Raw genomic sequence first — 25,746 nt, forward strand, 5'->3', positions numbered from 1 at the left:
TCACGTCGAGCGCGAGGCGGACGCGTGGGGAGCGAGCGTCCGCCCCGGGTGGATCAGGCCTGCGCGTCGACCCGCACGCCGTAGCGCTTCATGGCACGGCGCTCGTCCTCGTCGGCCCCGCCCCAGACACCGGCGTCCTGGCCGGACTCGAGGGCCCAGGTCAGGCACTCCGACATCGCCGGGCAGCGACGGCACACGGCCTTCGCCTGGGCGATCTGCGTGAGAGCGGGGCCACTCGTCCCGATGGGGAAGAACAGTTCCGGGTCCTCGTCGCGGCAAGCAGCGTCGTTCCGCCAGTCCATCGTGCTGGTCTCCTCAGCTGGGTGCGCCTCGGGGTGCGCACCTGGTTGCGTCGTCGTGGGCGATTCCGTCGGCTGCGGAATCCCCTGGAACCGTGGTACCGGTCCCTGCGTACCGTTCTCGTATGCGGGGAGTCGGGGTCTCCGGCCTCCGACCTGCGACGTCCTTGCCGCCGGCCGGACATCGGAGGTGATGTCCGTCTCCCGTGCCCTCCGGTTCCGGCTGATCGCTCCGGTTCCCGGGGACCGGCCGTGCAGTTCTGCTCTCGCATTCCTGCCCGGCTCTCGCGGGGGATGACCAAGAATCTGCAGGAGGATCGCCTACGGATCGAGCCCCAAGCGGCTCGACGGGCTTGCGCGGGCGGTGAGTGGAGATGGGCGCACCGTGACGGGACGAGGACTGCGACGAGCGGAAAACGCGGCACGACGAGGCGCAGACCCGGACGCCGAGGGGCGACGAGCGGTCTCTAGGATCGCACCGAGGCCTCCCGCTTCCCGGGATCGACCCGCCGGAGTCCCCCGAAGGCCGGATCAAGTCGCCGTTCACCGGGCTGCGACCGACGCCTGTCGGCCTGCGAGGTGACCCGGGTCACCGCCCGGACGGGTCGGACGACGCCGGATCGCGTCAGACCACGACCCGCAGGGCGTCGGGTACGGCCACGAACTCCACGTCGCTGCGTCGCCCGAGGTGGTCGCCGTCGACCTGGAGGTTGACCGGCTCGTCCGAGGTGATCCGCAGGGCGGGGACGTCGTCGTCCCGGATCACCGAGCCCAGCGACCGGAAGCCGCCGTCGGTCAGGATCTGGTGGACGGTGCGCGCGATCGTCGGCAGGCCCAGGTTCCGCATGCCGAACAGGCCCAGGCCCGTCTCGAACGAGCAGCCGGGGTTGGTGCGCACCGCGGACCCACCGAGGTAGGTCCACGGGTCGGTGTTGGAGACGATCGCCATCTTCGCGCCCTCGATCGGCTCCCGGCCGGGGACCTCGATCGTCAGCGTCGGCGGGTTCGCCCGGGCCCGGGCCCAGCGGCGGAACGCGGTCCGCACGTAGCGGGTGGGCGTGGCCTCGCGGCCCCGGTCGCGCTGGTGCTCCATCGCGGCGATCACGTCGGCGTCCCAGCCGAGCCCGGCGTTGAAGCTGAACCACCGCTCGTCGGCCCGCCCGAGCCCCACCGATCGGCTGCGGCCCGCGGCGAGGGCCCCCAGCAGCTGGTGGGTGGCCTCCAGCGGGTCGCGGGGGACGCCGAGGGCCCGCGCGAAGACGTTGGCCGAGCCGCCGGGCACCACGCCCAGCGCGGGCAGCCGGGGGTGCGGGCCGTCGACGAGCAGGCCGTTGAGGGCCTCGTTCACGGTGCCGTCCCCGCCGAGGACGACGACGACGTCGACCCCCTCGGTCGCCGCGCGGGCGGCGAGCTCGGCGGCATGGCCCCGGTAGCGGGTGGCCACCACCTCGAGCTTGACCTCGCTCGCGAGGGCGTAGGCGATGACGTCGCGTCCGGCCGCCGTGGTGGTGGTGGCCGAGGGGTTGGCCACGAGCAGGGCGCGCACGGCACTCACCGTAGCGCCGCGGTCCCGCGCGTTGGGCCGGGCGTGGTGCACGCATCGCCCGGGCGCGGCGCCACCTACTCTGGAGAGGTGGTGACGACCTCTCCGCCCCGCCCGGTCGTCGTGGCGTCGGCGGTGTGCGCGCTGCAGGGTCTGGCGCTGTTCGTGGGCGGGATCGTGCTGCTCGTGCTCGAGGGCACGGTGGCGGTGTGGGGGTTCGTCATCCTGCTCGGCGCCGCGGTCGCGGCGGCCGGCGTGGCCCTGGCCCGCGGCTCCCGGGGCGCCCGCGGACCCGTCGTCGTCGCCCAGCTCATCGGCCTGGGCGTGGCGTTCTACGCGGGGGTGACCTCGTCCCGGCCCGACCTCGGGGCCCCGCTCGCCGTCGTCTGCGCGGCCGTCCTCGCCGGGGTGCTCTCCCGGGCCGGGCGCGACTGGGCCGAGCAGTAGGGACCCGGCGCAGTGCCGCCCTAGTTCCGGTCGGCCGGTGGGGGCGGCGGCTCGACGAGCCCGCCCGGGGCGTTGAGCAGGTCGATGCGGTGCTCACCGCGCTCGTGGCCGAGCACGGTCACCGACGCCGGGTCGAAGGCGAAGCCGACCCCGGCCGAGGGCGCCAGGGAGAGGTAGCGGGCGATGAGCACCCGCGAGGCGTGGCCGTGCCCGACGAGGATGACGTCGCGGACCGCGAGCTCGGCGTCCGCGTCGGCGATGACGCGGTCGATGCGCGCCGCGATCTGCTCGTGGGTCTCGCCGTGCGGCACCGGGTGCGTCCACACCGTCCAGCCCGGGTCCTCCGTGCGGATGTCGGGCGTGGTGCGGCCCTCGTAGTCGCCGTAGTCCCACTCCGCGAGGTCCTCGCGGACGTCGTCGACCGTGAGCCCGGCGAGGGCGGCGGTGTCGCGGGCGCGCCGGCGGGGGCTGCACCAGACCACCGGGTCGGGCTGCGCGTCGCCACGCAGCACGGAGAGCAGGTGGCCGGCCGTGCGGGCCTGCTCCTCGCCGCGCTCGGTCAGGGGGAGGTCGGTCCGCCCCGTGTGCTGCCCCGAACGCGACCACTCGGTCTCGCCGTGACGCAGCACGAACACGCGCCCGACCGGGCTCTCGCTCACTGCACTCTCCCCACCCTCGCCGGACACGACGACGCCCGCCCCGGATCGTCGGGACGGGCGTGTCGGGAAACGCAGGACCTCAGGCGGCAGCCTTCTTGGTCTCCCAGAAGATGTCCGAGATCTCGTTGATGTACCCGAGGAGCTCGTCACCGGTCTGCGGGTCGGTGGACCCCTTCGTGCCGGTGGCGCCGGCGGCCTTGGTGGCCTTGTTGAACAGCTCGTGGAGCTGCGGGTACTTCTCGAAGTGCGGCGGCTTGAAGTAGTCCGTCCACAGCACCCACAGGTGGTGCTTCACCAGGTCGGAGCGCTCCTCCTTGATCTGGATCGCGCGCTCCTTGAACACCGGGTCGTCGGAGTCCTGGTACTTCGACTGGATCATCTTGACCGACTCGGCCTCGATGCGAGCCTGTGCCGGGTCGTACACGCCGCAGGGGAGGTCGCAGTGCGCGGTGGCCTCCAGGCGCGGACGGAGGATGCTCGTGAGCAGTCCCATGTCGCCTCCCTTCGTGCCCCCCACCCGTGCGGGGGGCGGTGATCGTTCCGACCGCCGCCCAACCTACTCCCGCGCGCCACCCCGGGCAGCCGAGGTGAGGTGAGGGCGACCAGGCGGGGCGACGGGCGGCGACGGAGGGCATCGGTGCAGGTGGGGCGGGGTCTCCGAGCGGCGTTTTCGCGTGCGCTCGCCGGGGTACCGCGCCGCGTCCTGGTCCGCGGCGACTCCATGGCGCCGACCCTGCACGACGGCGACGTCGTCCTCGCCGTCCCCGCCCTGGCGCCCCGGGCGGGGGACGTCGCCCTCGTCCGCTGGCCCGCGCGGCCGGGACAGCTCTCGGTCAAGAGACTGGCGCTGCCGTGGGATCCGACGGAGCCCGACGAGGGCGGCTGGTTCGCCGTCGGCGACCACGCCACGTCGTCCACCGACTCCCGCACGCTGGGCCCGGCGCAGGCGTCGGCGGTCGTCACTCACCGTCTGTGGCCGCACCCGGGCCGGCTGCCGCGCCGCTGACCCACCTCCGTGTCGATCACGCCCGGACGGCCGCGACTCCGCGACACCGCGTCGTCACGATCGGTGGATCCATCGCCGTGTCGGTAGCGTCATGCCGCCATCCCGCGACAGTCCCAGGTATCGGGCGACAGGATCGGGGAGCGGCGTGGGTGACGAGCGGGGACCGTGGATCGGCTCGGCGTGGATGGTGTCCACCGAGGCGGGTCCGGCCCGTGCTCCGCGGCCCCGCGTCCTGCTGTCCTGGGGCGTCGGGCTCGTCGTGATGCTCGGGGCCCTCGGCGCCGCCGGCCCCGCCGCGCCGGTGACGGCCGCGCTCACCCTGCCCCCGCCCGACACCAGCGAGATCGGCGCCACCGGCCGCGTGCCCGAGGCGGGCGTCCCGCCCGTGCCCGGCGACCTGCTCCCCCCGGGCCTGCCCGACCTCGGCGGCACCGGCACCGGCAGCCTCGGCGGCGCCGACTCCGGCATCCCCGAGACCGTGCTCGCCGCCTACCGCGGCGCCGAGACCGCGATGGGGCGCACCGCCCCGGGCTGCGGGCTCACCTGGCCGCTCGTGGCCGGGATCGGCAAGGTCGAGTCGAGCCACGCCTACGGCGGCTCGGTCGACGCCTCCGGCACCACCACCCGCCCGATCCTCGGTCCGGCGCTGAACGGCACCGGCGGGAACGCCTCGATCACCGACACCGACGGCGGCGCCCTCGACGGCGACACCACCTGGGACCGCGCCGTCGGCCCCACCCAGTTCATCCCCACCAGCTGGGAGGTCTACGGCGCGGACGGCAACGGGGACGGCCGGTCCGACCCCGACAACGTCCACGACGCCGCCCTCGCCACCGGCCGCTACCTCTGCGCGGGGGGCACCGACCTCGACACGCCGTCCGGGCGCCACGACGCGGTCTTCCGCTACAACCACTCCGAGTCCTACGTCGCGACCGTGCTCCGCTGGGCCGACGGCTACGCCTCCGGCGCGCTGCCCGTGCCCGACTCGACCGGCGGCATCCCCGACCCCGCGCCCGCCTCCGACCCCGGCTCCGACATCCTCGCCGCCGGCTCGCCCGCCAGGCTCGCCGCGCTGCCGCAGCCCCTCCCGACGACCCCCGGGCCCGGCTCCGCGCCGCCGCCCGGGCTGCTCGGGGGCTCGCCGGTGGCCGCTCCCGGGCCGGGTGCCCCGGCGCCGCTCCCCGTGGCCGCGGGTGCGGCCCTGTCGTCGGGTGCGTCGTCGTCGTCCGTGGCCGCGCCGCCCGTCGTCGCGCTGCCCGAGCGACCGCCGTCGCCCGCGCGGCCCGAGGCCGGCACCACCACCCCCGCCGCGCCCACCACTCCTCGACCGACGACCCCCGGGCCGACCACGACCACGCCCGCCCCGCCGTCCACCACCACGACCACCGCGCCCCCGACCACGACGACCACCGCCGCGGCCGCCGCGCGCTGCCAGAGGTCGCTGCCGACGGTGGCGAAGGCGTTCGCCGTGCCGGTCGCCCAGCTCACGGCGGCCACCGGCGCCGGCCCGAAGGCCGGTCAGGTCACCTGCACCGTCAGCCGGAGCGGGAAGCCGCTCGTGGTGGCCGTCGTCGCCACCACCGCCTCGGCCCCCGCGCCCACGGCGCCCGCCGGGGTGCACCGCGCCGCTGCCGGGGGACGGGTGATGCTCGCGGTGCCGCCCGGCGCCGGGGTCCCCGACGCCACGGCGCGCACCGCCCTCGCGTCCCTCGCCGCCGCCTGGGGCTGAGTGCCTGGGCCAGAGCGTTGCATGATCAACAGACCGTCACGTGGGTCAAGACCACGCCCCGAGCCACGTGAGGTTCCGTTGGACGCGTGCCGACAGGGTCAGGAGCCGCTGAGCTCCGCGACCCGGGCGCGGCAGGCCTCGGCGTCGGGCAGCGCGCCCGCCGCGAGGGCCTCGGCGAGGGTCGGGGCGTCCGTGTCCTTGTCGGAGAGCACCAGCTCGTCGGCCGGGAGGTACTCCGTCCACGGGAGGGCGAGCTCCGGGTCGAGCGGGCTCACGCCGTGCTCCGCGGTCGGGTTGTAGGGCGTGGAGCAGAGATAGGTGGCCACGGTGTCGTCGGCCAGGGCGAGGAAGGCGTGGCCGAGCCCCTCGGAGAGGTAGACCGCCCCCAGGCCCTGCCCGTCGAGCCGGACGGCGTCCCACCGGCCGAACGTGGGGGAGCCGACGCGGATGTCGACCACCACGTCGAGCAGCGCGCCCGCGGTGCAGACGACGTACTTCGCCTGCCCGGGGGGTACGTCGGCGTAGTGCACCCCCCGGACGACACCGCGCCGGGATACGCTCGTGTTGGCCTGCGCCACATGCAGCGGGTGCCCCACGGTCCTGGCGAACACCTCCGCCTGGAAGGGCGCCGCGAACGCACCGCGCGCGTCGGGGAAGACCGGCGGGGTGAACGACCACGCACCGGGCACCGCGAGTTCCTTGGCGTCCACGGCGACGGACCGTACCGGCCCCGCGGCATCCTCCGTGTGACCGGCCGGACCCCACCGGAGCGCAGACAACGGCGCGGGGACCCGACAGGATCGACGGGTCCGGGCCACCCACGCCCGACCTGCCCCGCGCGCGCCCACCCGCGTCGCGCCGACGGACCCGGTCGATCGACCGCGCAGCCCGTACCCCTGTCCTCCCGTCGCGCCCGCCGGCCCCGTCCCGGGCCGCGACCACCACAGGCCCACCACAGCAGGAGCAACCGTGAGCAGCACCAGCCCCGCCCCCGCCGGGACGAACGAGGCCGACACGAGCGGCCGCGGCCTGACCGACGACGAGATCTTCACTCCGCACGAGGGGGGCAAGCTCTCGATCACGCCGACCGTGGCGCTGGAGGGCCGTCGTGACCTCTCCATCGCCTACACGCCCGGGGTGGCGAAGGTCAGCCGGGCGATCGCCGACGACCCCGCGCTGACCGCCCGCTACACGTGGACCCACCGGCTGGTCGCCGTCGTGAGCGACGGGACCGCCGTGCTCGGCCTGGGCGACATCGGCCCGCGGGCCTCGCTGCCGGTGATGGAGGGCAAGTCGGCCCTGTTCAAGGCGTTCGCCGACCTCGACTCCATCCCGCTGGTGCTCGACACCACCGACGTGGACGAGATCGTCGCGACCCTGACCCACCTGCGCCCGAGCTTCGGCGCGGTGAACCTCGAGGACATCGCCGCCCCCCGCTGCTTCGAGATCGAGCGCCGGCTCATCGAGGCGCTCGACTGCCCGGTGATGCACGACGACCAGCACGGGACGGCCATCGTCGTGCTGGCCGCCCTGCGCGGGGCGGTCGCGGCGCTCGGGCGGGAGCTGGAGCCGCTGAAGGTCGTCGTCTCCGGGGCGGGGGCGTCCGGCGTGGCCTGCGCCAAGATCCTGCTCGCGGCCGGGGTGACCGACGTGACCGTGCTCGACTCCCGCGGGGTGATCCACGCCGGGCGGGAGAACATGAACGTCGCGAAGTACGAGCTGGCCGACCTCACCAACCCGCGCGGCCTGCGCGGCGACCTCGCCACGGCCCTCGAGGGGGCCGACGTCTTCCTCGGGCTCTCGGGCTCGACCGTCCCCGAGTCCGTCATCGCGTCGATGGCCGAGGACTCGATCGTGTTCGCCCTGTCGAACCCCGACCCGGAGATCGACCCCGCGATCGCGCGGAAGCACGCGGCCGTGGTGGCCACGGGGCGCAGCGACTACCCGAACCAGATCAACAACGTGCTCGCGTTCCCGGGCGTCTTCGCCGGGGCCCTCGACGCCGCCGCCCGCCGCATCACCGAGCACATGAAGCTGGCGGCGGCCGACGCCATCTTCCGCATCGCCGCCGAGGAGATCGGGGTCGAGCACATCGTGCCCAGCGCGCTCGACCCGCGGGTGGCCCCGGCCGTCGCCGCGGCGGTCGCCGAGGCGGCGGGGTCGGACGGCGTGGTGCGCACGCATGTGGCCGAGGTGACGGCGACGGACTCCTGAGATGGCGACGACCTAAACGTGACGAGACGAACGGCACGGACGTCCGGGTGAGGCGAATGCGTCGATCGTGCTCCGAATGCCGGTCACCATTCGTCAGGTACCGCTGGTGACGGCCGGATCGCACGCTTCGTGCCGGCCGACACGCGTCTGAGTGAATGCGAACCTGATGTAACGACACGCGGTGGAGCGTGTGCCGTTCGTCGCCCGAGCCCGCCGTCCGTGTACCGCTCACCGTCCGAGTTGAGACGAACACGGAGGACTTGATGCACGCGGTCGCGCCAGGGCGATCGGTCGGCGCGTCGAGGCACTCGACGGGGTGATGCGGGCGGACCCCCGCGGGGTCTGCTTCGTTGCGTTGATCAGACGGTGGGCGAGCGACCCGATCGGGTCGCGTCCGGATACCCATCGGTGTGAGGAGTCGATCGCGTGAGCGGAGCGGGGCGCATGCCACGGCTCGCCGTCGTCCGGACGTCGGACGGCGACGGGGTCGCCGCAGCGCGCGTCCGGGACGCCGAGGTCGACCAGGTGCCCGCCCAGTCCTGCCCCGACGCCTCCCGCGCCGACGTCGACCGTCGGGAGCAGGGACCGGTCGACGCGGACACGCTCCCGACCGTCCCGCGGGCGCGCCCCGCCCGCGGCGGTGCGCCCGCCGCCCCCGGGTCCGTCGCTCCCACGACGACGGCCCGGCCCTCGCCCCGGCCGCGACGGACCTTCCCGGTCCCCGGGGCCCGGTCCGCCGCGGACGACCGCCGTCCGGCCGCGGTCGACGCCGCCACCATCGCGGCCGCCCCCGTCGCCGACCCGCTGCTCGAGGTCCTCCCCGACGGCCCGGCCGTCGTCTACGACACCGAGGGGCTCGTCGTCGCGGTCTCCCCGGAGCTCGCCTGCCTCGCGGCCAGGCCCGCCCCGGAGCTCGTCGGGCTCCCGCTCGACGCCGTCGTCGTGACCTCCGGGTCGGCGGGCGGCACCAGCGAGCGCGGCGAGGTGCTGCGGGCGGGTGCCCCGCCGGTCCCGGTGCGCCTCCTGCGCTGGAGCCGGCTGCCGGGCAGCGCCCACCGCGCCCTCGTCCTCGTCGACGTCAGCGACGCCACGGGGACCGCCGACGTGCGCCGCACCGTCGACGCCGCGGTCGCCGACGAGCGCCGCCGCCTCGAGGAGCTGACCCGCCTCGCGGGCGTCGGGTCCTGGGAGCACGACGCCACCCGCGGCTCCTGGTCCTTCACCTCCGTGGCCCGCGCCCTGTGGGGCCTCCCGCCCACCGGCACCTACGGCCTCGCCTCGCTCGCCGAGTGCGTCCACCCCGCCGATCGCGGTCGGGCCTCCGCGCGCTGGGACGCCCTGCTCGAGCAGGGGACCCCGCTCGACATCGAGGTCCGCGCCTCGCACGACCCGATGCGGATGCTGCACGTCCGGGGCGCCCGCACCGCGGTCGCCGGGCGCGCGGTGATCGTCGGGTCCGTCGAGGACGTCACCGAGCGGCGCGCGATCGAGACCCGGCTGCGGACGTCGTCGCAGCGCTTCACCGATCTGCTCGCCGTCGCGCCGGTCGGCGTCGCGATCTTCGACGACCACGAGCGCCTCGTGCAGGCCAACCAGTCGCTGTGCCGGCTGCTGGGGGAGGGGCAGGAGACGCTGCGCGGCCGCCGCGCCGACGAGCTGCTCGACCTCGCCGCCGAGTCGGGCACCCCGACCCCGCTGCTGGCCCGTCCCGCCGGGTCGGCGGGCTCGATCAGCTGGTCGTGCGCCGCGCGGGCCCTGCGCCGCCGCGAGCGCGGGGCCCGGGGCTCGGCGACCGAGGCCGTGTGGTGCGAGCTGCACGTGTCGGTGTCGGTCGACGACACCGGGCACGCCACCCACCTCGTCGTCTTCACCGACGTCACCGAGAACCGGCGGGTCGAGGCGTCGCTGCGCCACCAGGCCATGCACGACGAGCTCACCGGCCTGCCCAACCGCCGGGCGCTGACGCGCACGGTGTCCCGCCTGCTCGCCGGGCCCACCGCGCGACGCACTGCGGTCCTGTTCTGCGACCTCGACAACTTCAAGCGGGTCAACGACTCGCTGGGCCACGACGCGGGCGACGAGCTGCTGGTGTACCTGGCCGAGCGGCTGCGCGAGGGCCTGCCGCCCGGCTGCAGCGCGACCCGGCACTCCGGCGACGAGTTCGTGGTGGTCTGCGCCGACGTGGACGCGCACGGCGGCCTCGACACGCTCACGGAGGTCGTCGGGAAGCTCCTGCGCACGGCGGTGCCCGTGCACGGGCAGCTGGTGCGGGTGTCGGCGACGATCGGCGCCGCGGTCGGGGCGGCCCTCGGGCTGCCCAGCGTGGCCGGGGAGTTCGTCGGCGACCCGGCCGGCGACCCGGTGGGGCAGATCCTCGAGGCGGGCGGCTGGGACGTCGCGTCCGCCGCCTTCCCCGTCCACCCGGCCACCGGCGACCTGATCCGGTTCGCCGACGCGGCGCTGTTCGAGGCCAAAAGCGGGAGCACCCGTTTCGCCCTCGCCGACGAGGCGATCATGCGGGGCGCGGACGAGGCGCTGCGCATGGAGTCGCAGCTGCGCCAGGCGATGGTCAACGACGAGCTCGTCCTGCACTTCCAGCCCGTGGTCGGCCCGGACGGCAGCGTGCAGACCGCCGAGGCGCTCGTGCGCTGGCAGCACCCCGAGCACGGCCTGATCTTCCCCGACAAGTTCCTGCCGATCGCCGAGGCCGCGGACCTCATGGGCGACCTCGACCGCTGGGTGCTGCGCTCGGCCGTGCGGCAGGCGGCGACCTGGCCGTCCTACGGCGACCGGCCGGCGGCGTCGGTCGCGGTGAACCTCGCCGGGCTGCTGCCCGGCGACCCCGACTTCCTCACCACGGTGCACGAGATCGTCACCGAGTCCGGGCTGCCGTGGGACCGGCTGGTGCTCGAGCTCGTCGAGACCTGCCTCGCCGACCTCCCGCCCTCGACGCTGCGCGAGATGAACGAGCTCATCGCCGCGGGCGTGCGGTTCGCGGTCGACGACTTCGGCACCGGCTACTCGTCGCTCTCGCGGCTCACCGGGCTGCCCGCGCAGATCGTGAAGCTCGATCGCGGGTTCGTCCGCGGCGTCGCCACGGGGGAGTCCGACCGGGCGGTGGCCCGTGCGGTCGTCGAGCTCGCGGCGGCCATCGGGCAGACGTGCGTGGCGGAGGGCGTCGAGGACGCCGACCAGTTCGCGGTGCTCCGGGACCTCGGGGTCGACGCCTACCAGGGCTGGCTGTTCGCCCGGGCGATGCCGTCGGCGAAGCTCGCCGAGCTGATCCGGCGGGGCCCGATCGCCCCCGAGGTGGCCGACGCCTCCTGATCGGGCGGCTTCGTGAGCGGAGCTCGCGGGGGTCGGCTACGGTTCTGCGACCCAGGCGGCCGGCGAGGCGCCGCCCGTGGCCCGCGGAGGACGTCGCGGTGATCGAGTTCTCCGACGTCGGCAAGTCCTATCCGGACGGCACCGTCGCTCTCCAGTCGCTCTCCCTCACCGCGAAGGCCGGTGAGATCACGGTGCTCGTCGGGCCCTCGGGCTGCGGCAAGACCACCACGCTGCGCATGGTCAACCGGATGGTCGACCCGACGGCGGGCAAGGTCCTGCTCGACGGGGTCGACGTGTCCGGGCAGGACCCGCCGACCCTGCGCCGCGGCATCGGCTACGTCATCCAGAACGCCGGCCTCTTCCCGCACCGCACCGTGCTCGACAACATCGCCACGGTCCCGATGCTGCGCGGCACCGGCAAGGCCGAGGCGCGCCGGCACGCGGGCGAGCTGCTCGAGCGGGTCGGCCTCGACACGAGGATGGCGAACCGCTACCCGGCGCAGCTCTCGGGCGGCCAGCAGCAGCGGGTGGGCGTCGCCCGCGCGCTGGCCGGCGACGCGCCGGTGCTGCTCATGGACGAGCCGTTCTCCGCGGTCGACCCCGTGGTGCGCGCCGACCTGCAGGACGAGCTCCTGCGCCTGCAGTCCGAGCTCGGCCGCACCATCCTGTTCGTCACCCACGACATCGACGAGGCCATCCGCCTCGGCGACATGGTCGCGGTCCTGCGGGTCGGCGGCACGCTCGCCCAGTTCGCGCACCCCTCGGAGCTGCTCGCCGCCCCGGCCGACGACTTCGTCGCGGGCTTCGTCGGGCGCGACCGCGGCTACCGGCGCCTGCAGTTCGTCGGGGCCGGGGAGCTGCAGCTCAAGGACTTCCCGTCGAAGGGCGACGGCTGGCTGCTCGTCGTCGACGACGACAACCGGCCCACCGCGTGGCGCCAGGGCGACGAGCACGTCGCGCTCGGCGCCGTGCACCACGAGGGCGAGTCGCTGCGCAGCGCGCTCGACGCCGCGCTCAGCTCCCCGTCGGGACGCGGGGTCGCCGTGGACGACGACGGCCGCCTGCTCGGCGGGATCGAGCCGGAGGCCGTCATCACCCTGCTGCACTCCACGGATTCCTCCCCCGGCGCTCCGCTCGCCGAGGGCGAGGGCGCCCTGCGATGAGGCTCTTCGGGGCGGACATCCTCCCGCTGGCGCTCGAGCACATCGTCCTCGCGCTCGTCCCCGTGTTCGTCGGGCTGGTCGTCAGCCTGCCGCTCGGCTGGTGGGCGTGGCGCGCCCCCGCGGCCCGGCGCATCCTGCTGCCGGTCACCGGGGTGCTCTACACGATCCCGTCCCTGGCGCTGTTCGTCGTCATGCCGATCATCCTCGGCACGCGCATCCTCGACCCGGTCAACGTGGTCGTCGCGCTGACGGTCTACGCGGTGGCGCTGCTCGTGCGCAGCGTGGTCGACGGTCTGGACGAGGTTCCCGACGAGGTCATGACCGCGGCGGTCGCGATGGGCTACCGCCCCTTCGGCCTGCTCACCGGGGTCCAGCTCCCGCTCGCCGTGCCGGTGCTCATCGCCGGGGTCCGGGTGGCCACGGTGAGCTCCTTCAGCCTCGTCGCGGTCGGCGCGATCATCGGCCAGGGAGCGCTCGGCACCCTGTTCACCCAGGGGTTCGAGCGCTTCTACACCGCCCAGATCGTGTTCGGCCTCGTCGCGATCGTCGTCCTGGCCCTGGTGCTCGACGCGGTGTGGGTCCTCGTCGGGCGGCTCCTCGCGCCCTGGGCCCGCCGCGTCACGTCCCCGGCGAAGGGGGTGTGACGTGCTGACGAGCCTGGTCGACTGGTTCTCCGCCCCCGCCCAGTGGTCCTCGACCACCGGGATCCCCGCCCGGCTGCTCCAGCACCTCGGCTACACCGCGCTCGCCGTGCTGGTCGGCGCCGTGATCGCCATCCCGGTCGGCGCCGTCATCGGCCACACCGGCCGCGGCCGGCTCGTGGTGGTCGGCGCCGCCAACGGTCTGCGCGCCCTGCCCGAGCTCGGGGTCCTGGTGCTGTTCGTGCTGCTCATCGGCCTGGGGCTGACCCCGGTCGTGCTCGCCCTGACGCTGCTCGCGATCCCGCCGCTGCTCGCCGGGACCTACGCGGGGGTCTCGGGCGTCGACCGGGCCGCCGTCGACGCCGCGCGCGGCATGGGCATGACCGAGCGGCAGATCCTGCTGCGGGTCGAGATCCCCAACGCGCTGCCGCTGATGGTCGCCGGGCTGCGCACCGCGGTGCTGCAGGTGGTGGCCACCGCGACCATCGCCGCGTTCGTGTCCCTCGGCGGCCTCGGGCGCTACATCGTCGACGGCCAGGCACAACGCGACTTCACGCAGATGGCGGGCGGCGCGATCCTCGTCGCCCTGCTCGCGATCGTGCTCGAGGTGACGCTGCAGGGTCTGCAGCGCGCCGTGACCCCCGGCCGCCGCGCCGTCCGACAGTCCGTACCGAAGGAGACCGCCTCGTGAGATCCGCCCGCCTCCTGGGGGCTGCGCTCGTCGCCGCCGCCACCCTCCTGCTCACCGCGTGCGGTGGCGGGGGAGGAGACCCGCTCCAGCAGCAGCCGCAGCCCCCGTCGGCGGCCGACACCATCCGGGTCGGCTCGGCCAACTTCACCGAGAACCGCCTGCTCGCCGAGATCTACGCGACCGCGCTGTCGATCCGCGGCGTGAAGGTCGAGCGCCAGTTCGGCATCGGCAGCCGCGAGACCTACTTCCCCGGCCTGCGCGACGGCTCGATCGACCTCGTGCCCGAGTACACCGGCAACCTGCTGCAGTACCTGGACGCCCAGGCCACCGCGACCGCCCCGGCCGACGTCTACGCCCAGGTCACGCAGAAGCTGCCGCCGCCGCTGAAGGTGCTCCAGGCCAGCCCGGCCGAGGACAAGGACGCCGTGGTGGTCACCCGCGCGTTCGCCACCCAGAACAACCTGACCTCGCTCGCCGACATCGGGCGGCTCTGCCCGACGATGGCGTTCGGTGGCCCGCCGGAGTTCCAGACCCGGCCCTACGGCATCCCCGGCATCCAGAAGACCTACGGGTGCACGTTCAAGGAGTACCGCTCGCTCGACGCCGGTGGCCCGCTCACCGTCGCCGCGCTGCGTGACGGCTCGATCCAGGCGGCCGACCTGTTCACCACCGACGCCTCGATCCCGAACAACGACTTCGTCGTCCTCGCCGACCCGCAGTCGAACTTCGCGGCGCAGCAGGTGGTGCCGCTGGTCAACGGCAACAAGCTGACGAACCCCGCCGTGGCCGACGTGCTCAACCTGATCTCGCAGAAGATGGACACGGCGACGCTGACCGACCTCAACCGGCGGCTCGACGCGCCCGACAAGCCCGACCCCGCCCAGGTGGCCCGCGACTGGCTCAGCGCGGCCGGGATCGGCTAGGTGCCTCCGGCTCGTGAGCACTTTTCCGTGCCAGGGCACGGAAAAGTGCTCACGAGGACGTCAGTCCACATCGTCGTCACGCGCCAGGAACACCGCGAACCGGTCGGCCGCGCCGGCGTGCTCGGGGTGGGCGTCGACGAAGGCGCGGAGGCGGTCGGCGACGAAGGCCAGGGAGACCTCCTCGTCGCCGCGCCGCTCCTCCAGCTCCTCGATCCCGCGGTCGGTGAAGTACACGGCCGCTAGTCGATCGCCTCGGCGATCAGCGCCTTCTGCTCGACCTCGTGGACCTTCGCGACCCCGGCCGCGGGGGCGGCCATGCGGCGGCGCGAGATGCGGCGCAGGCCGCGCAGCCGCTGGATCTTCTCCGGCAGCATGAGCCCCAGGAACGGCCACGCGCCCTGGTTCGCCGGCTCCTCCTGGACCCAGGCGATGTCGTCGGCCGTGGAGTACCGGTCGAGGATCGCCGAGATGTCGTCGCCGGCGATCGGGTAGAGCTGCTCGAGCCGCACGATCGCGATGTCGTCGCCCTTGCCGGCCTTCTCCCGCGCCGCCACCAGCTCGTAGTAGATCTTCCCGGCGCAGAGCAGGACCTTCGACGCGCCGGAGGCCTTGGCGTCCGAGGTGAACGACGGGTCGTCGAGGATCGGGCGGTAGCCGCCGGAGGTGAACTCCTCCACCGGGCTCACCGCGGCCTTGTTGCGCAGCATCGACTTCGGCGTGAAGACGACCAGCGGGCGGCGCACGCCGTCGAGGGCGTGGCGGCGCAGCAGGTGGAAGTAGTTCGACGGCGACGACGGCAGCGCGACGGTCATCGAGCCCTCCGCGCACAGCTGGAGGAACCGCTCGATGCGCCCCGAGGTGTGGTCGGGGCCCTGGCCCTCGTGGCCGTGGGGGAGGAGCAGGACGACGTCGGAGGTCTGGCCCCACTTCGCCTCACCGGACGAGATGAACTCGTCGATGATCGACTGGGCGCCGTTGACGAAGTCGCCGAACTGGGCCTCCCAGAGGACCAGCGCGTCGTGGTTCACGACCGAGTAGCCGTACTCGAAGCCGACCGCGGCGAACTCGGAGAGCGCCGAGTCGTAGGGCATGAACTTGCCCTGGTCGTCGGTGAGGTGGCGCAGCGGGAAGTACTCCTCGCCGGTCTTGCGGTCGATCAGCACCGAGTGGCGCTGGGTGAAGGTGCCGCGCCGCGAGTCCTGGCCGGAGAGCCGGACGAGCTTGCCGTCGATCAGCAGCGAGCCGAACGCCAGCAGCTCGGCCCAGGCCCAGTCGATGCCGTCGCCGGTCTCCGGGTCGGCCGCCTTGCCGCGCCGCTCGAGCACGGGCTTGACGCGCGGGTGGACGTTGAAGCCCTCCGGCGGGTGGGTGAACGCGTCGGCGATCGTCGTGACGACCTCGAGCGGGACGTTCGTCTGCAGCGAGTTCGGGACCCGCTGCTCCCACTCGACCGACGGGCTCGGCTCGATCTCGGCCTTCTCGAGCTCGCGGACCTCGTTGAACACGTGCTCGAGCTGGCTGCCGTAGTCGCGCAGCGCGTGCTCGGCCTCGTCGAGCGAGATGTCGCCGCGGCCGATCAGCGACTCGGTGTAGGTCTTGCGCACCGAGCGCTTCGCGTCGATGACGTCGTACATCTCGGGCTGGGTCATCGAGGGGTCGTCGCCCTCGTTGTGGCCCCGGCGCCGGTAGCAGACCATGTCGATGACGACGTCGGAGTTCCAGCGCTCGCGGAACTCGACGGCCAGGCGCGCCGCCCAGACGCACGCCTCGGGGTCGTCGCCGTTCACGTGGAAGACCGGCGCGTCGATCATCTTCGCGACGTCGGTGCAGTAGTGCGTGGAGCGGGTGTGCTCCGGGGCGGTGGTGAAGCCGACCTGGTTGTTCACGACGACGTGCACGGTGCCGCCGGTGCGGTAGCCGCGCAGCAGCGCCAGGTTCAGGGTCTCGGCGACCACGCCCTGGCCGGCGAAGGCGGCGTCGCCGTGCATGGCGACGGGCAGCACGGTGAAGCCGTCGGGGCCCTTGTCGAGCATGTCCTGCTTGGCCCGGACGATGCCCTCGAGCACCGGGTCGACGGCCTCGAGGTGCGACGGGTTGCTCGTCAGGGAGACCGTGGTCTCGCCGTCGCCGAACATGCGGAAGAACTTGCCCTCCGCGCCCAGGTGGTACTTCACGTCGCCGGAGCCGTGCGCCTGGCCCGGGTCGAGGTTGCCCTCGAACTCGCGGAAGATCTGCGAGACCGGCTTCCCGACGATGTTCGCGAGCACGTTGAGGCGGCCGCGGTGCGGCATGCCGATGACGACCTCGTCCATCTCGTGCGCCGCGGCCTCGTCGAGCACCGCGTCGAGCAGCGGGATGACGGTCTCGGCGCCCTCGAGCGAGAAGCGCTTCTGCCCGACGTACTTGGTCTGCAGGAAGGCCTCGAACGCCTCGGCGGCGTTCAGCTTCGACAGGATGTACTTCTGCTCGGCCGCCGTGACCTTCTGGTGCGGGACCTCGATGCGCTCCTGCAGCCAGGCCCGCTTCTCCGGGTCGAGGATGTGCATGTACTCCACGCCGATGGTGCGGCAGTAGGAGTCGCGCAGCACCCCGAGGATGTCGCGCAGCTTCATGCACGATCGGCCGGCGAACCCGTCGACCGGGAACTCCCGGTCGAGGTCCCAGAGCGTGAGCCCGTGGCTCTGGATGTCGAGGTCGGGGTGCTTGCGCTGCGGGTGGTCGAGCGGGTCGGTGTCGGCCATCATGTGGCCGCGGTTCCGGTACGCGTCGATCAGCTCGAGGATGCGGGCCGTCCGGTCGATGTTCGACTCGGGCAGGTCCTGGCTCCACCGGATCGGCTCGTACGGGATGCGCAGGGCCGCGAAGATCTCGTCGTAGAGGCCCTCCTCGCCCAGCACCAGGTGGTGGATGGTGCGCAGGAAGTCGCCCGACTCGGCGCCCTGGATGATCCGGTGGTCGTACGTCGAGGTCAGCGTGATGATCTTGCTGATGCCCATGTTCGCCAGGCGCTCGTCGCTGGCGCCCTGGAACTCGGCGGGGTACTCCATCGCGCCGACGCCGACGATCGTGCCCTGGCCGACCGTCAGGCGGGGCACCGAGTGGTTGGTGCCGATGGTGCCCGGGTTGGTGAGGCTGATCGTGACCCCGGAGAAGTCCTCGGTGGTCAGCTTGCCGCCGCGCGCCTTGCGGACCACGTCCTCGTAGGCGGCCCAGAACTGCGCGAAGTTCATCTTCTCGCAGCCCTTGAGGGCGACGACGACGAGCGAGCGCGACCCGTCCTTGCCCGGCAGGTCCATCGCGAGGCCGAGGTTGACGTGCCCCGGGTCGACGACCGCGGGCTTGCCCTTCGGGTCGGTCCCGTAGTGCCGGTTCATGTTCGGGAACCGGCTCAGGGCCCGGACCATCGCGTAGCCCAGCAGGTGCGTGAAGGAGACCTTCCCGCCGCGGGTGCGCTTGAGGTGGTTGTTGATGACGATGCGGTTGTCGGCCAGCAGCTTCGCCGGGACCGCGCGCACGCTCGTCGCGGTCGGCAGCTCCAGCGAGGCCTGCATGTTCTTGGCGATCGCGTTGGCCGCGCCGCGCAGGGGCGACACCGTCTCGGCCGAGTCGCCGTCGTTCGCCTTGGCGGGGCTGGTGGAGCCGGCGGCGGGCTTGGCCTCGCCGCGCGACTCGCCCTGCGGCTGCGCCTGCTCCTGCGGCCGGTCCTGCCGGGGCTTCGGCGCGTCCTGCCTGCTCTCTCGGCTCTGCTGCGGCGCGTCCTGCTTCCCGGTGGACTGCTGCCCGGTGTCCTGCTTCGCGGCGCTGCCGTTGGAGGCGCTGCCCGTCGAGGCGGACTTCTCGGCCGGGGTCGCGCTCTTCGCCGCGCCGCCCGTGCCCGAGCCGCTCGACCCGTTGCCCGCCGTGCGGCTGGCGCCCGAGGACGCGGACCCCGACGCCGACCCGTTGCCCGAGCTCCCGGTCGAGGAGCCCGACCCGCTGCCGGCCACGCTCGTCCCGTCGTCGGGCGCGTAGTCGGCGAAGAACTCGTGCCATGCGGCATCGACGGAGTCCGGGTCGGCCAGGTAGCGCTGGTACATCTCGTCGACCAGCCACTCGTTGGGACCGAACTGTGCTGCCGGGCTGCTGGTCGACACGGCTGGAAATCGCCTCAATCACGTGCGGAAGTGGGACGGGTCCAGGTTAGCGCTCCGTGGTGCGGCGGGTGGGGGCCGTGTCGCCCACTGCACCGGTACACGGGCGGCTCAGGTGAAGCTCGACCGCAGCACCTCGACCCCCGGGGCCGTGGTCACGACGAACCCCGCGGCCTCGCCGGGCGGCACGGAGGAGCTGAGTCGGCACTCCATCTCGGCAGTTCCGGTGCCGACGAAGGCGCCCGCCCCGACCGGACGGCCCGACCGGTCGACCACGGCGACCTGGTAGGCCCGGCCCGGCTCGAACCCGCGGGCGGTGAGCACCACCTCCACCCCCCAGGTGTGGTCGATCCTCGCCGCGTCGGCCTGCACGCCCTCGGCGAGCGACTCCACGGCCACCGGCTCGCGCGGTCCCGCGGCGTCGCTGAGCCCGAGTCCGTACCCGGCGCCGAGCCCGGCGAGGGCGATCAGCAGCGCGCCCGCCGCCACGAGCAGCCCGACGCGCGGGCGGCGCCGGCGCGGCGCAAGCGGCAGCACCTCGCGTGGGGCCTCCGCACGCCCGGTCTCCTCGCGCCCGGTCTCCTCGTCCTGGAGGCGCCGCAGGACGTCGTCTAACCCCAGGGGGGCCGGGGCCGGTCCGTCGCTCGCGTCCGGGTCGACCCCGCGCAGCGGACGCGCGAGCGGGGCGATCGTCGCGAGCTCGGCGCGGCAGGAGGCGCAGCCGGCCAGGTGGGCGTCGACCTCGGCCCGCTCGCCCGCGTCCAGGCCGCCGAGGACGTAGGCGCCCAGCCGCTCGTGCAGGACGCGGTGGTCGCGGTCCTCGGGTGGCGGGGTCACAGCGGTACTCCCATGTCGTCCATGATCGTGCGCAGGTTCCGCAGCCCGTAGAACACCCGGCTGCGCAGCGTCCCCACCGGGACGTCGAGCTCGGTCGCGACCTCCGCGTAGGGCCTGCTCCGCAATGCCGTCTCGACGATGGCCGCGCGCTGGTCGCCGCCGAGCCGCCCGAGGGCCTCCTCGAGGAACCAGGCCGTGACGAGGTCGTCGGTGAACGAGCGGCCCGGTTCGCGGGAGGCCCGCTCGGCCACCTCGCCGAGCACGCCGGGGTCGGTCGGCAGGCCGGGGCGGGCGCGGTCGTGGCGGACCTGGTCGACGACCAGGTTGCGGGCGATCGTGAACAGCCAGACCCGCAGGCTCGCCACCCCCGCGTCGTAGCGCTCGGCGTGCCGCCACGCCCGCACGAAGACCTCCTGGACCACGTCCGCGGCCGCCGCCGGGTCGCGCAGGTGCCGGGTGGCGAAGCGCAGCAGCTCGCCGGCGTGGGTCCGGTAGGCGGCCTCGAGGTCGGCCGGACGGCGCAGGTCGAGCACCGCGACGGCGCCACCGTCGACCTCGTCCACCCCTGCCCCCCGGCTCGCTCCCGCGTCGTGTGCCACCGCCCCCCGCGTCGCGATGGCACCCGTCGTCATGGGCGTGGGTACGGGAGCGGACCGGCCGGCGTTCACCGGAACTCTCCCGGAGATCGCGTGAACGCGGGCTACGGGCCGTCCGTAGGGAGGGGCGAAACCGGATGATCCGCCCAGGAGGCCCCCGTGCGCCGTACCACCGTCAGACTCGCCGCCCTGTCCGCCCTCACCGTCGGGGCGCTCGCGCTCTCCGGCCCCGCGGCGTTCGCGCAGGACACCCAGGTCGAGGAGCCGTCGACCTTCACCAGCATGTTCACCGCGATGGCGACTCCCGACACGGTGATCGGGACGAACAACCAGCCCGCCCCCGGGCAGCCGGGCGCGACCGGGACGTTCGACTACCGGATCAACTCCGACGAGGAGATCATCTGCTACGACCTCCGCCTCGAGGGCGTCACCGGCGAGTACCAGAGTCCGGCCCGCACGGCCACGCACATCCACGAGGCCGCCCCCGGCATGGCGGGCCCGCCGCGGATCGCCTTCCCGAACCCGCAGGGCGACGGCGACACCCGCACCAGCTCCGGCTGCCTGAAGGGCCCGTTCACCACGGGGGTCATGGCCAACGGGCAGGACACCGGCACCGGGTTCTCGCTCAAGAAGATCGAGGCGAACCCCGCGGCCTTCTTCGGTGACTCCCACACCGCCGGCTTCACCGCCGGTGTCGTCCGCGGGCAGCTGACGGCCGTCCCGATGGGCGGCGTGGAGACCGGTGCCGGCGGCGCAGCGGACTCCGCGGCCCCCGTCGCGGTCGGCGCGGCGGCCCTCGTCGCCGTGGGCGCGGCCGGTGCCGTGGCCTACCGCCGGGTGCGGAGCTGAGCACGGTCCCGTCCCGTCGACCGCCGGGGCCGCGCGCCGCGGCGGTCGTCGCCGCCGTCGTGTGCCTGCTCGTGCTCCTCGTGGGCTGTGCCGGCCCGGTCCCGACGACGACCGCCGCATCCGCCCCCGCCCCCGCTCCGGCTCCGGCTCCCGCCCCCGCGGCGGCCGACCGGATCGCGCCGGTGTCGGTGCGGGTGCCGGCGATCGACCTGGCGCGCGACGACGTGCAGCGGCTCGGCCTCGCGGCCGACGGCAGCGCCGAGGTGCCGGCCGACTACGGGCGCGTCGGCTGGTTCGCCGGCGGGCCGGGCCGGGAGTCGGCGCAGCGCCGGGGTCCGACCGTGCTGCTGGGCCACGTCGACTCCCGCAGCGGGCCCGCCGTGTTCTACCGCCTGCGGGACCTGCGGCCGGGCGACGTCGTCGAGGTCGGGCGCGCGGACGGCAGCCTGGCGCGGTACGCGGTGACGCGCAGCGAGCAGGTCGCGAAGGATCGCTTCCCCACGTTCGCGGTGTTCGGGGCGACCCGGGACGACGTCCTGCGGCTCGTCACCTGCGCCGGGGCGTTCGACCGGGGGGCCCGGAGCTACACCGACAACCTCGTGGTGCACACGGTCCGAATCTGAACCGCCACCCGGGGTGTCTGCGGAGACCGGGAACGGGGTCGTGGCGTCGAGGGGGTGCCACGACCCCGTTCCCGTATCCTGCGGACCTAGCCGACGCGGACCAGCGGGTCGGCCCCGGCGTCCCCGGCGGTGGTGCCGACGATCTCCTCGGCGTCGTCCGCGGTGGCCGCACCGGTGCGCCAGAGGAGCGCGTACCGGCCGTCGCGGGCCAGCAGCTCGTCGTGGGAACCCTCCTCGACGATGCGCCCGCCGTGCAGGACGACGATGTGGTCGGCGCGCGACGCGGTGGCCAGGCGGTGGGCCACGACGAAGGTGGTGCGCCGCGCGGCCACCCGGTCGCCCGCGGCGAGCACGGCCGACTCGGTGGCCGGGTCGAGCGCCGCCGTGGCCTCGTCGAGCAGCAGCAGCGCCGGGTCGACCAGCTCGGCGCGGGCGAGCGCGACCAGCTGGCGCTGACCCTGGGAGAGCCCGCCGCCGCGCTCGCCGACCGGCTGCCGGAACCCGGCGGGCAGGGAGGCGACGACGTCGAGGGCACCGACCCGGCGGGCGGCCTCCTCGATCTCGGCGGGCGTGGCGTCGGGGCGGCCGTAGGCGATGTTCGAGGCGATGTCGCCGACGAACAGGTGCGCCTCCTGCGGCACCACCCCCAGGCGGCGGCGCAGCTGGGTGAGGTCGTAGCGGCGGACGTCGACCCCGTCGATCAGCACCGAGCCCGACGTCGCGTCGTAGAACCGGGCCACCAGCTTGACGACCGTCGACTTGCCCGCGCCCGTGGCGCCGACCAGCGCCACCGTGCGCCCGGCCGGGACGTGCAGCACCACGTCGGAGAGCGCGTCGCGGTCGGCCCCCGTGTAGGCGAACCCGACGTCGCGCAGCTCGACCTCGCCGCGCAGGTGGTCGACCGGGACGGGGTCGGCCGGGGCCGGCACCGACGTCGGGGTGCGCAGCAGCTCGGAGATGCGGGTGAGCCCGACCCGGGCCTGCTGGTAGCCGTCGAAGACCTGGGAGAGCTGCTGCACCGGCCCGAAGAACATCGCGAGGTAGAGCAGGAACGCGACGAGCACGCCCGAGGTCAGGTCGCCGGTGGCCACCCGCGCGGCGCCGACCCCGAGCACCGCGGCCTGCGCGACGTCGGAGAGCAGGTTGGCGCCGGGGAAGTACGTGGCGATGAGCCGCTGCGCGCGCAGCCGGGCCCGCCGGTAGGCGTCGCTGTTGCCCGCGAACCGGGCCGCCGAGCGCTCCTCGTGGGTGTGCGCCTGCGCGACCCGCAGGCCCGCGACGTTCTCCTGCAGGTCGGCGTTGACCACGCTGACCCGCTCGCGGGCCTCGGCGTAGGCCACCGAGGACAGCCGCCGGAAGACGATCGTCGCGACGATGAGGACCGGCATCACCGAGAGGGCCACGAGACCGAGCTCGAGGTCGGTGAGCAGCAGGGCCGTGGCCACGCCGAGCACCGTGAGCAGCGCGACGACGGCCTGCGCGAGCCCCGTCTGCAGGAACGACGAGAGCGCGTCGACGTCCGTCGTCATCCGGGTCATGATCCGGCCGCCGAGCTCGCGCTCGTAGAAGTCGAGCCCGAGGCGCTGGAGGTGGGCGAAGCTGCGGACGCGCAGCAGGTAGAGCCGGCTCTCGCCGACCCGGGCGGTGAGCACCGTCTGGAAGAACACGACCACCCAGTCGATCGCGATCACGGCCAGCCCGATGCCGACCGCGAGCGCGAGGATCGAGGGAGCGCGCCCGTTGATGCCGCCGTCGACCGCGACCCGCGCGAGCGTGGGGAAGGCGAGCGTCGCGAGGGCGTCGACGGCGACGAGCCCGATCACCGCGGCGAGCGCCCACCGCACCGGCCGGAGCAGGTGGGCGAGGCGGAAGCCGGGATCGGGCGTCGTCGGGTCCTCGCCGTAGAGCTCGGGCCGCTCGTCGGCGGGCGGCAGCGTGGCCAGGGCCGCCTGCATCTCGCGCGAGGAGACGGTGCCGTCGAGCCCCGCGGAGACGTCGGGCGTCCCGCGGTCGCCCGCCGGGGCGTCGCCGGGCCCGCCGGGAGCGGGGGCCTCGGGCCAGAGGGCGGGCGTGATCCCGTCGGGCCCCGGCTCGGCGCGGGGCTCGGTGACCGGCTCGTCGATCGTCTCGCCCGGACCCGCGAGCAGGGCGTTGAAGAGCGCGCAGCGGGCGGACAGCTCGGTGGCGGTGCCGACGTCGACCACCCGGCCCTCGTCGAGCACGGCGATCCGGTCGGCGAGCGCCAGCGTGGAGCGGCGGTGGGCGATGACGAGCGTGGTGCGGTCGGCGGTGACGGTGCGCAGGGTCTCGCCGATGGCCGCCTCGGTGGTGGCGTCGACCGCGCTGGTGGCGTCGTCGAGCACCAGCAGCCGGGGGTCGTAGAGCAGGGCGCGGGCGAGGGCGATGCGCTGGCGCTGGCCGCCGGAGAGGGTGAGGCCCCGCTCGCCGACCGTGGTGTCGTAGCCGTCGGGCAGCTCGCGGACGAAGTCGTCGGCCTGCGCGGCGCTCGCGGCCGCCCGCACCTGCTCGTCGGTGGCGTCGGGGCAGCCGTAGGCGATGTTGGCGCGCACGGTGTCGGAGAAGAGGAAGGCCTCCTCGAAGACCACGCCCACCGTGCGGCGCAGCGAGTTCAGCGACAGGTCGCGGACGTCGTGGTCGGCGACCCGCACCGACCCGCCCTGGACGTCGTAGAAGCGCGGGATGAGCAGCGCGATCGTCGACTTGCCCGAGCCCGCGGTGCCGATCACCGCCATCGTCTCGCCCGCCTCGACGCGCAGCGACAGCCCGTCGAGCACCGGCTCGGAGCGGGCGTAGCCGAACCGCACGTCGTCGAGCTCGAGGGCGACGGGGCCGGTGGGGACGTCGACCCGCCCGGGAGCCGCGGTGTCGTCCTTGATGTCGGGCTGGGAGTCGATCAGCTCGTAGACCCGCTCGACGCCGGCGCGGGCCAGCTGCCCGGTGACGACGACGGCCGCGACCATCCGGGCCGGCCCGATCAGCGCGGCGATGTAGGTGACGAAGGCGAGGAACACGCCGATGCTGATCTGGCCGGTGAGGGCGAGCCAGCCGCCGAGCGCGAACACCGCGAGCTGCCCGACGGTGGGCAGGGCCGCGAGCGTGGGGGTGAGCCGGGCCGTGAGGCGCGCGGCGCGCAGCCGCTCGCCGTAGAGCCGCGCGGCGGTGTCGGCGAGCTCCGCGGTCTCGCGGTCCTCCTGACCGAACCCCTTCACCACGCGGACGCCGGTGACGGCCTCCTCGACACCCTGCGCCACCTCGGCGGCGCTCTGCTGGGAGGCCCACGTGGCGGGGAACAGCTTCCGGCGCATCACGGTGGTGAAGACGAGGGCCACCGGCAGGGTCACCAGGGCGACCACCGTGAGCAGGGGCGAGAGGAAGGCCATGATCACGATGGAGACGGCGACCTGGGCGAGCGTGCCCACCGAGTAGGGCACCATCCCGAGCAGGCCCTGGACCTGCTGGAGGTCGGAGTTCGCCCGGGACACCACCTGGCCGGTGCGCAGCGCGTCCTGCCGGGGGCCGTCGAGCCGCGAGATCGAGCCGAACACCCGCCGCCGCAGGTCGTGCTGCACCGACAGCGACAGCCGCCCGCCGAGGTAGCGCCGCAGGAACGCCATCGCGAACTTCACCAGCGCCAGCCCGACGACCGCCGCGACCAGCAGGCCGAGGCCCTCGGTGGAGCCGGCCACCGCGCGGTCGACCGCCACGGCGGTCAGCAGCGGCCCCACCGACTCGAGCCCGACACCGAGCACGGAGGCCCCGACGGACGCGGTGGTCAGCGCGCGGTGGCGCCAGCAGTCGTGGACGAGGCGGCGGACCCAGCCGCGGCCGTTCTCGTCGGGGGCGGCGATGCGGAGGCCGGTGGTGGTGGAGGAGGGGGCCTCGGGTGAGGCGGGGTCGGGCACGTATCCCAGGTTAGGTCGGGCCGGCGGGGCGAGCGCAGCGACGGGGAATGGGAGCAGTCACGCTGCCCGGACGGCGAGGGAGAGCCCCGGCACTCCGGCCGCGCCGGTGCTGTGGTGGAATGCACCCGTGCTGCTCCGCGTCCGCA

General features: G+C 74.4%; 21 protein-coding genes. 11 read left to right on the forward strand and 10 right to left on the reverse strand.

Annotated features, from left to right (window positions below; genetic code table 11):
• Nucleotides 1–53: 53 nt before the first annotated feature.
• Nucleotides 54–302, reverse strand: coding sequence for a WhiB family transcriptional regulator (locus tag ACFPBZ_RS03340; protein ID WP_378034585.1), 249 nt, complete (start codon nt 300–302; stop codon nt 54–56).
• 622 nt (nt 303–924) lie between these two features.
• A complete protein-coding gene (locus ACFPBZ_RS03345) occupies nt 925–1,845 on the reverse strand; it encodes a diacylglycerol/lipid kinase family protein (RefSeq protein WP_378034586.1) in 921 nt (306 codons plus the stop codon).
• Nucleotides 1,846–1,935: 90 nt separating this feature from the next.
• On the opposite strand from ACFPBZ_RS03345, the gene ACFPBZ_RS03350 reads away from it, so the two are divergent.
• Nucleotides 1,936–2,289, forward strand: a complete 354-nt coding sequence (locus ACFPBZ_RS03350) for a hypothetical protein (RefSeq protein WP_378034587.1) — start codon at nt 1,936–1,938, stop codon at nt 2,287–2,289.
• Nucleotides 2,290–2,309: 20 nt separating this feature from the next.
• On the opposite strand, the gene ACFPBZ_RS03355 is transcribed toward ACFPBZ_RS03350, so the two are convergent.
• Both ACFPBZ_RS03355 and sodN read right to left on the reverse strand, forming a co-directional pair.
• Nucleotides 2,310–2,948: an acid phosphatase gene (locus ACFPBZ_RS03355; protein WP_378034588.1), complete on the reverse strand. Its 639-nt coding sequence runs from the start codon at nt 2,946–2,948 to the stop codon at nt 2,310–2,312.
• 79 nt (nt 2,949–3,027) lie between these two features.
• The gene (gene sodN / locus ACFPBZ_RS03360; protein WP_465251506.1) at nt 3,028–3,441 is read right to left on the reverse strand and encodes a superoxide dismutase, Ni; all 414 of its coding nucleotides are present in this window, start codon (nt 3,439–3,441) and stop codon (nt 3,028–3,030) included.
• Nucleotides 3,442–3,591: 150 nt separating this feature from the next.
• Here sodN and ACFPBZ_RS03365 point away from each other — a divergent pair, with 150 nt between their 5' ends.
• Together ACFPBZ_RS03365 and ACFPBZ_RS03370 are read left to right on the forward strand one after the other, a co-directional pair.
• The gene (locus ACFPBZ_RS03365; protein WP_378034830.1) at nt 3,592–3,954 is read left to right on the forward strand and encodes a S26 family signal peptidase; all 363 of its coding nucleotides are present in this window, start codon (nt 3,592–3,594) and stop codon (nt 3,952–3,954) included.
• 145 nt (nt 3,955–4,099) lie between these two features.
• Complete coding sequence (locus ACFPBZ_RS03370) at nt 4,100–5,683, forward strand: lytic transglycosylase domain-containing protein (RefSeq protein WP_378034589.1); 1,584 nt, start codon at nt 4,100–4,102, stop codon at nt 5,681–5,683.
• Between the two features lie 98 nt (nt 5,684–5,781).
• On the opposite strand, the gene ACFPBZ_RS03375 is transcribed toward ACFPBZ_RS03370, so the two are convergent.
• Entirely contained in the window at nt 5,782–6,393 is a 612-nt protein-coding gene (locus tag ACFPBZ_RS03375; protein WP_378034590.1) for a dTDP-4-dehydrorhamnose 3,5-epimerase family protein, read from the reverse strand.
• 319 nt (nt 6,394–6,712) lie between these two features.
• On the opposite strand from ACFPBZ_RS03375, the gene ACFPBZ_RS03380 reads away from it, so the two are divergent.
• The 6 genes from ACFPBZ_RS03380 to ACFPBZ_RS03405 all read left to right on the forward strand — a co-directional run bounded on the left by ACFPBZ_RS03380 (nt 6,713) and on the right by ACFPBZ_RS03405 (nt 14,642).
• On the forward strand, nt 6,713–7,897 hold the full coding sequence (locus ACFPBZ_RS03380) for an NAD(P)-dependent malic enzyme (RefSeq protein ID WP_378034831.1): 1,185 nt from the start codon (nt 6,713–6,715) through the stop codon (nt 7,895–7,897).
• A 426-nt stretch (nt 7,898–8,323) separates the two neighbouring features.
• On the forward strand, nt 8,324–11,224 hold the full coding sequence (locus ACFPBZ_RS03385) for a putative bifunctional diguanylate cyclase/phosphodiesterase (RefSeq protein WP_378034591.1): 2,901 nt from the start codon (nt 8,324–8,326) through the stop codon (nt 11,222–11,224).
• 98 nt (nt 11,225–11,322) lie between these two features.
• Nucleotides 11,323–12,387, forward strand: coding sequence for an ABC transporter ATP-binding protein (locus ACFPBZ_RS03390; RefSeq protein ID WP_378034592.1), 1,065 nt, complete (start codon nt 11,323–11,325; stop codon nt 12,385–12,387).
• Complete coding sequence (locus ACFPBZ_RS03395; RefSeq protein ID WP_378034593.1) at nt 12,384–13,031, forward strand: ABC transporter permease; 648 nt, start codon at nt 12,384–12,386, stop codon at nt 13,029–13,031. Before ACFPBZ_RS03390 ends, ACFPBZ_RS03395 begins: the two co-directional genes overlap by 4 nt.
• A gap of 1 nt (nt 13,032) precedes the next feature.
• Nucleotides 13,033–13,719, forward strand: coding sequence for an ABC transporter permease (locus ACFPBZ_RS03400; RefSeq protein ID WP_378034594.1), 687 nt, complete (start codon nt 13,033–13,035; stop codon nt 13,717–13,719).
• Nucleotides 13,716–14,642 (forward strand): ABC transporter substrate-binding protein, encoded by a 927-nt coding sequence (locus ACFPBZ_RS03405; RefSeq protein ID WP_378034595.1) that lies wholly within the window; start codon nt 13,716–13,718, stop codon nt 14,640–14,642. Before ACFPBZ_RS03400 ends, ACFPBZ_RS03405 begins: the two co-directional genes overlap by 4 nt.
• Before the next feature lie 60 nt (nt 14,643–14,702).
• Here ACFPBZ_RS03405 and ACFPBZ_RS03410 read toward each other — a convergent pair whose 3' ends face one another.
• From ACFPBZ_RS03410 to ACFPBZ_RS03425, 4 genes are all read right to left on the reverse strand, one after another.
• Nucleotides 14,703–14,876 carry a DUF6104 family protein gene (locus ACFPBZ_RS03410; RefSeq protein ID WP_378034596.1) on the reverse strand — a complete coding sequence of 58 codons (174 nt, stop codon included), beginning with the start codon at nt 14,874–14,876 and terminating at the stop codon, nt 14,703–14,705.
• Between the two features lie 5 nt (nt 14,877–14,881).
• Entirely contained in the window at nt 14,882–18,775 is a 3,894-nt protein-coding gene (locus ACFPBZ_RS03415) for a multifunctional oxoglutarate decarboxylase/oxoglutarate dehydrogenase thiamine pyrophosphate-binding subunit/dihydrolipoyllysine-residue succinyltransferase subunit (RefSeq protein WP_417281521.1), read from the reverse strand.
• A 108-nt stretch (nt 18,776–18,883) separates the two neighbouring features.
• The gene (locus ACFPBZ_RS03420) at nt 18,884–19,609 is read right to left on the reverse strand and encodes an anti-sigma factor family protein (protein ID WP_378034597.1); all 726 of its coding nucleotides are present in this window, start codon (nt 19,607–19,609) and stop codon (nt 18,884–18,886) included.
• Nucleotides 19,606–20,172 carry a sigma-70 family RNA polymerase sigma factor gene (locus ACFPBZ_RS03425; RefSeq protein WP_378034598.1) on the reverse strand — a complete coding sequence of 189 codons (567 nt, stop codon included), beginning with the start codon at nt 20,170–20,172 and terminating at the stop codon, nt 19,606–19,608. The genes ACFPBZ_RS03420 and ACFPBZ_RS03425 overlap by 4 nt, the downstream gene beginning before the upstream one ends.
• Nucleotides 20,173–20,364: 192 nt before the next feature.
• Here ACFPBZ_RS03425 and ACFPBZ_RS03430 point away from each other — a divergent pair, with 192 nt between their 5' ends.
• Together ACFPBZ_RS03430 and ACFPBZ_RS03435 are read left to right on the forward strand one after the other, a co-directional pair.
• On the forward strand, nt 20,365–21,054 hold the full coding sequence (locus ACFPBZ_RS03430) for a CHRD domain-containing protein (RefSeq protein ID WP_378034599.1): 690 nt from the start codon (nt 20,365–20,367) through the stop codon (nt 21,052–21,054).
• A 59-nt stretch (nt 21,055–21,113) separates the two neighbouring features.
• The gene (locus tag ACFPBZ_RS03435) at nt 21,114–21,677 is read left to right on the forward strand and encodes a sortase domain-containing protein (protein WP_378034600.1); all 564 of its coding nucleotides are present in this window, start codon (nt 21,114–21,116) and stop codon (nt 21,675–21,677) included.
• An 86-nt stretch (nt 21,678–21,763) separates the two neighbouring features.
• Here ACFPBZ_RS03435 and ACFPBZ_RS03440 read toward each other — a convergent pair whose 3' ends face one another.
• The gene (locus ACFPBZ_RS03440; RefSeq protein ID WP_378034833.1) at nt 21,764–25,546 is read right to left on the reverse strand and encodes an ABC transporter ATP-binding protein; all 3,783 of its coding nucleotides are present in this window, start codon (nt 25,544–25,546) and stop codon (nt 21,764–21,766) included.
• Nucleotides 25,547–25,746: the final 200 nt, after the last annotated feature.

The sequence above is a fragment of the Actinomycetospora atypica genome, assembly GCF_042653685.1.
GTDB lineage: Bacteria > Actinomycetota > Actinomycetes > Mycobacteriales > Pseudonocardiaceae > Actinomycetospora > Actinomycetospora atypica.

Bases quoted from the DNA above. Each gene is read 5' to 3' on its own strand.
- ACFPBZ_RS03340 (WP_378034585.1), bottom strand. From the start codon at position 302: ATGGACTGGCGGAACGACGCTGCTTGCCGCGACGAGGACCCGGAACTG.
- ACFPBZ_RS03395 (WP_378034593.1), top strand. From the start codon at position 12,384: ATGAGGCTCTTCGGGGCGGACATCCTCCCGCTGGCGCTCGAGCACATC.
- sodN (WP_465251506.1), bottom strand. From the start codon at position 3,441: ATGGGACTGCTCACGAGCATCCTCCGTCCGCGCCTGGAGGCCACCGCG.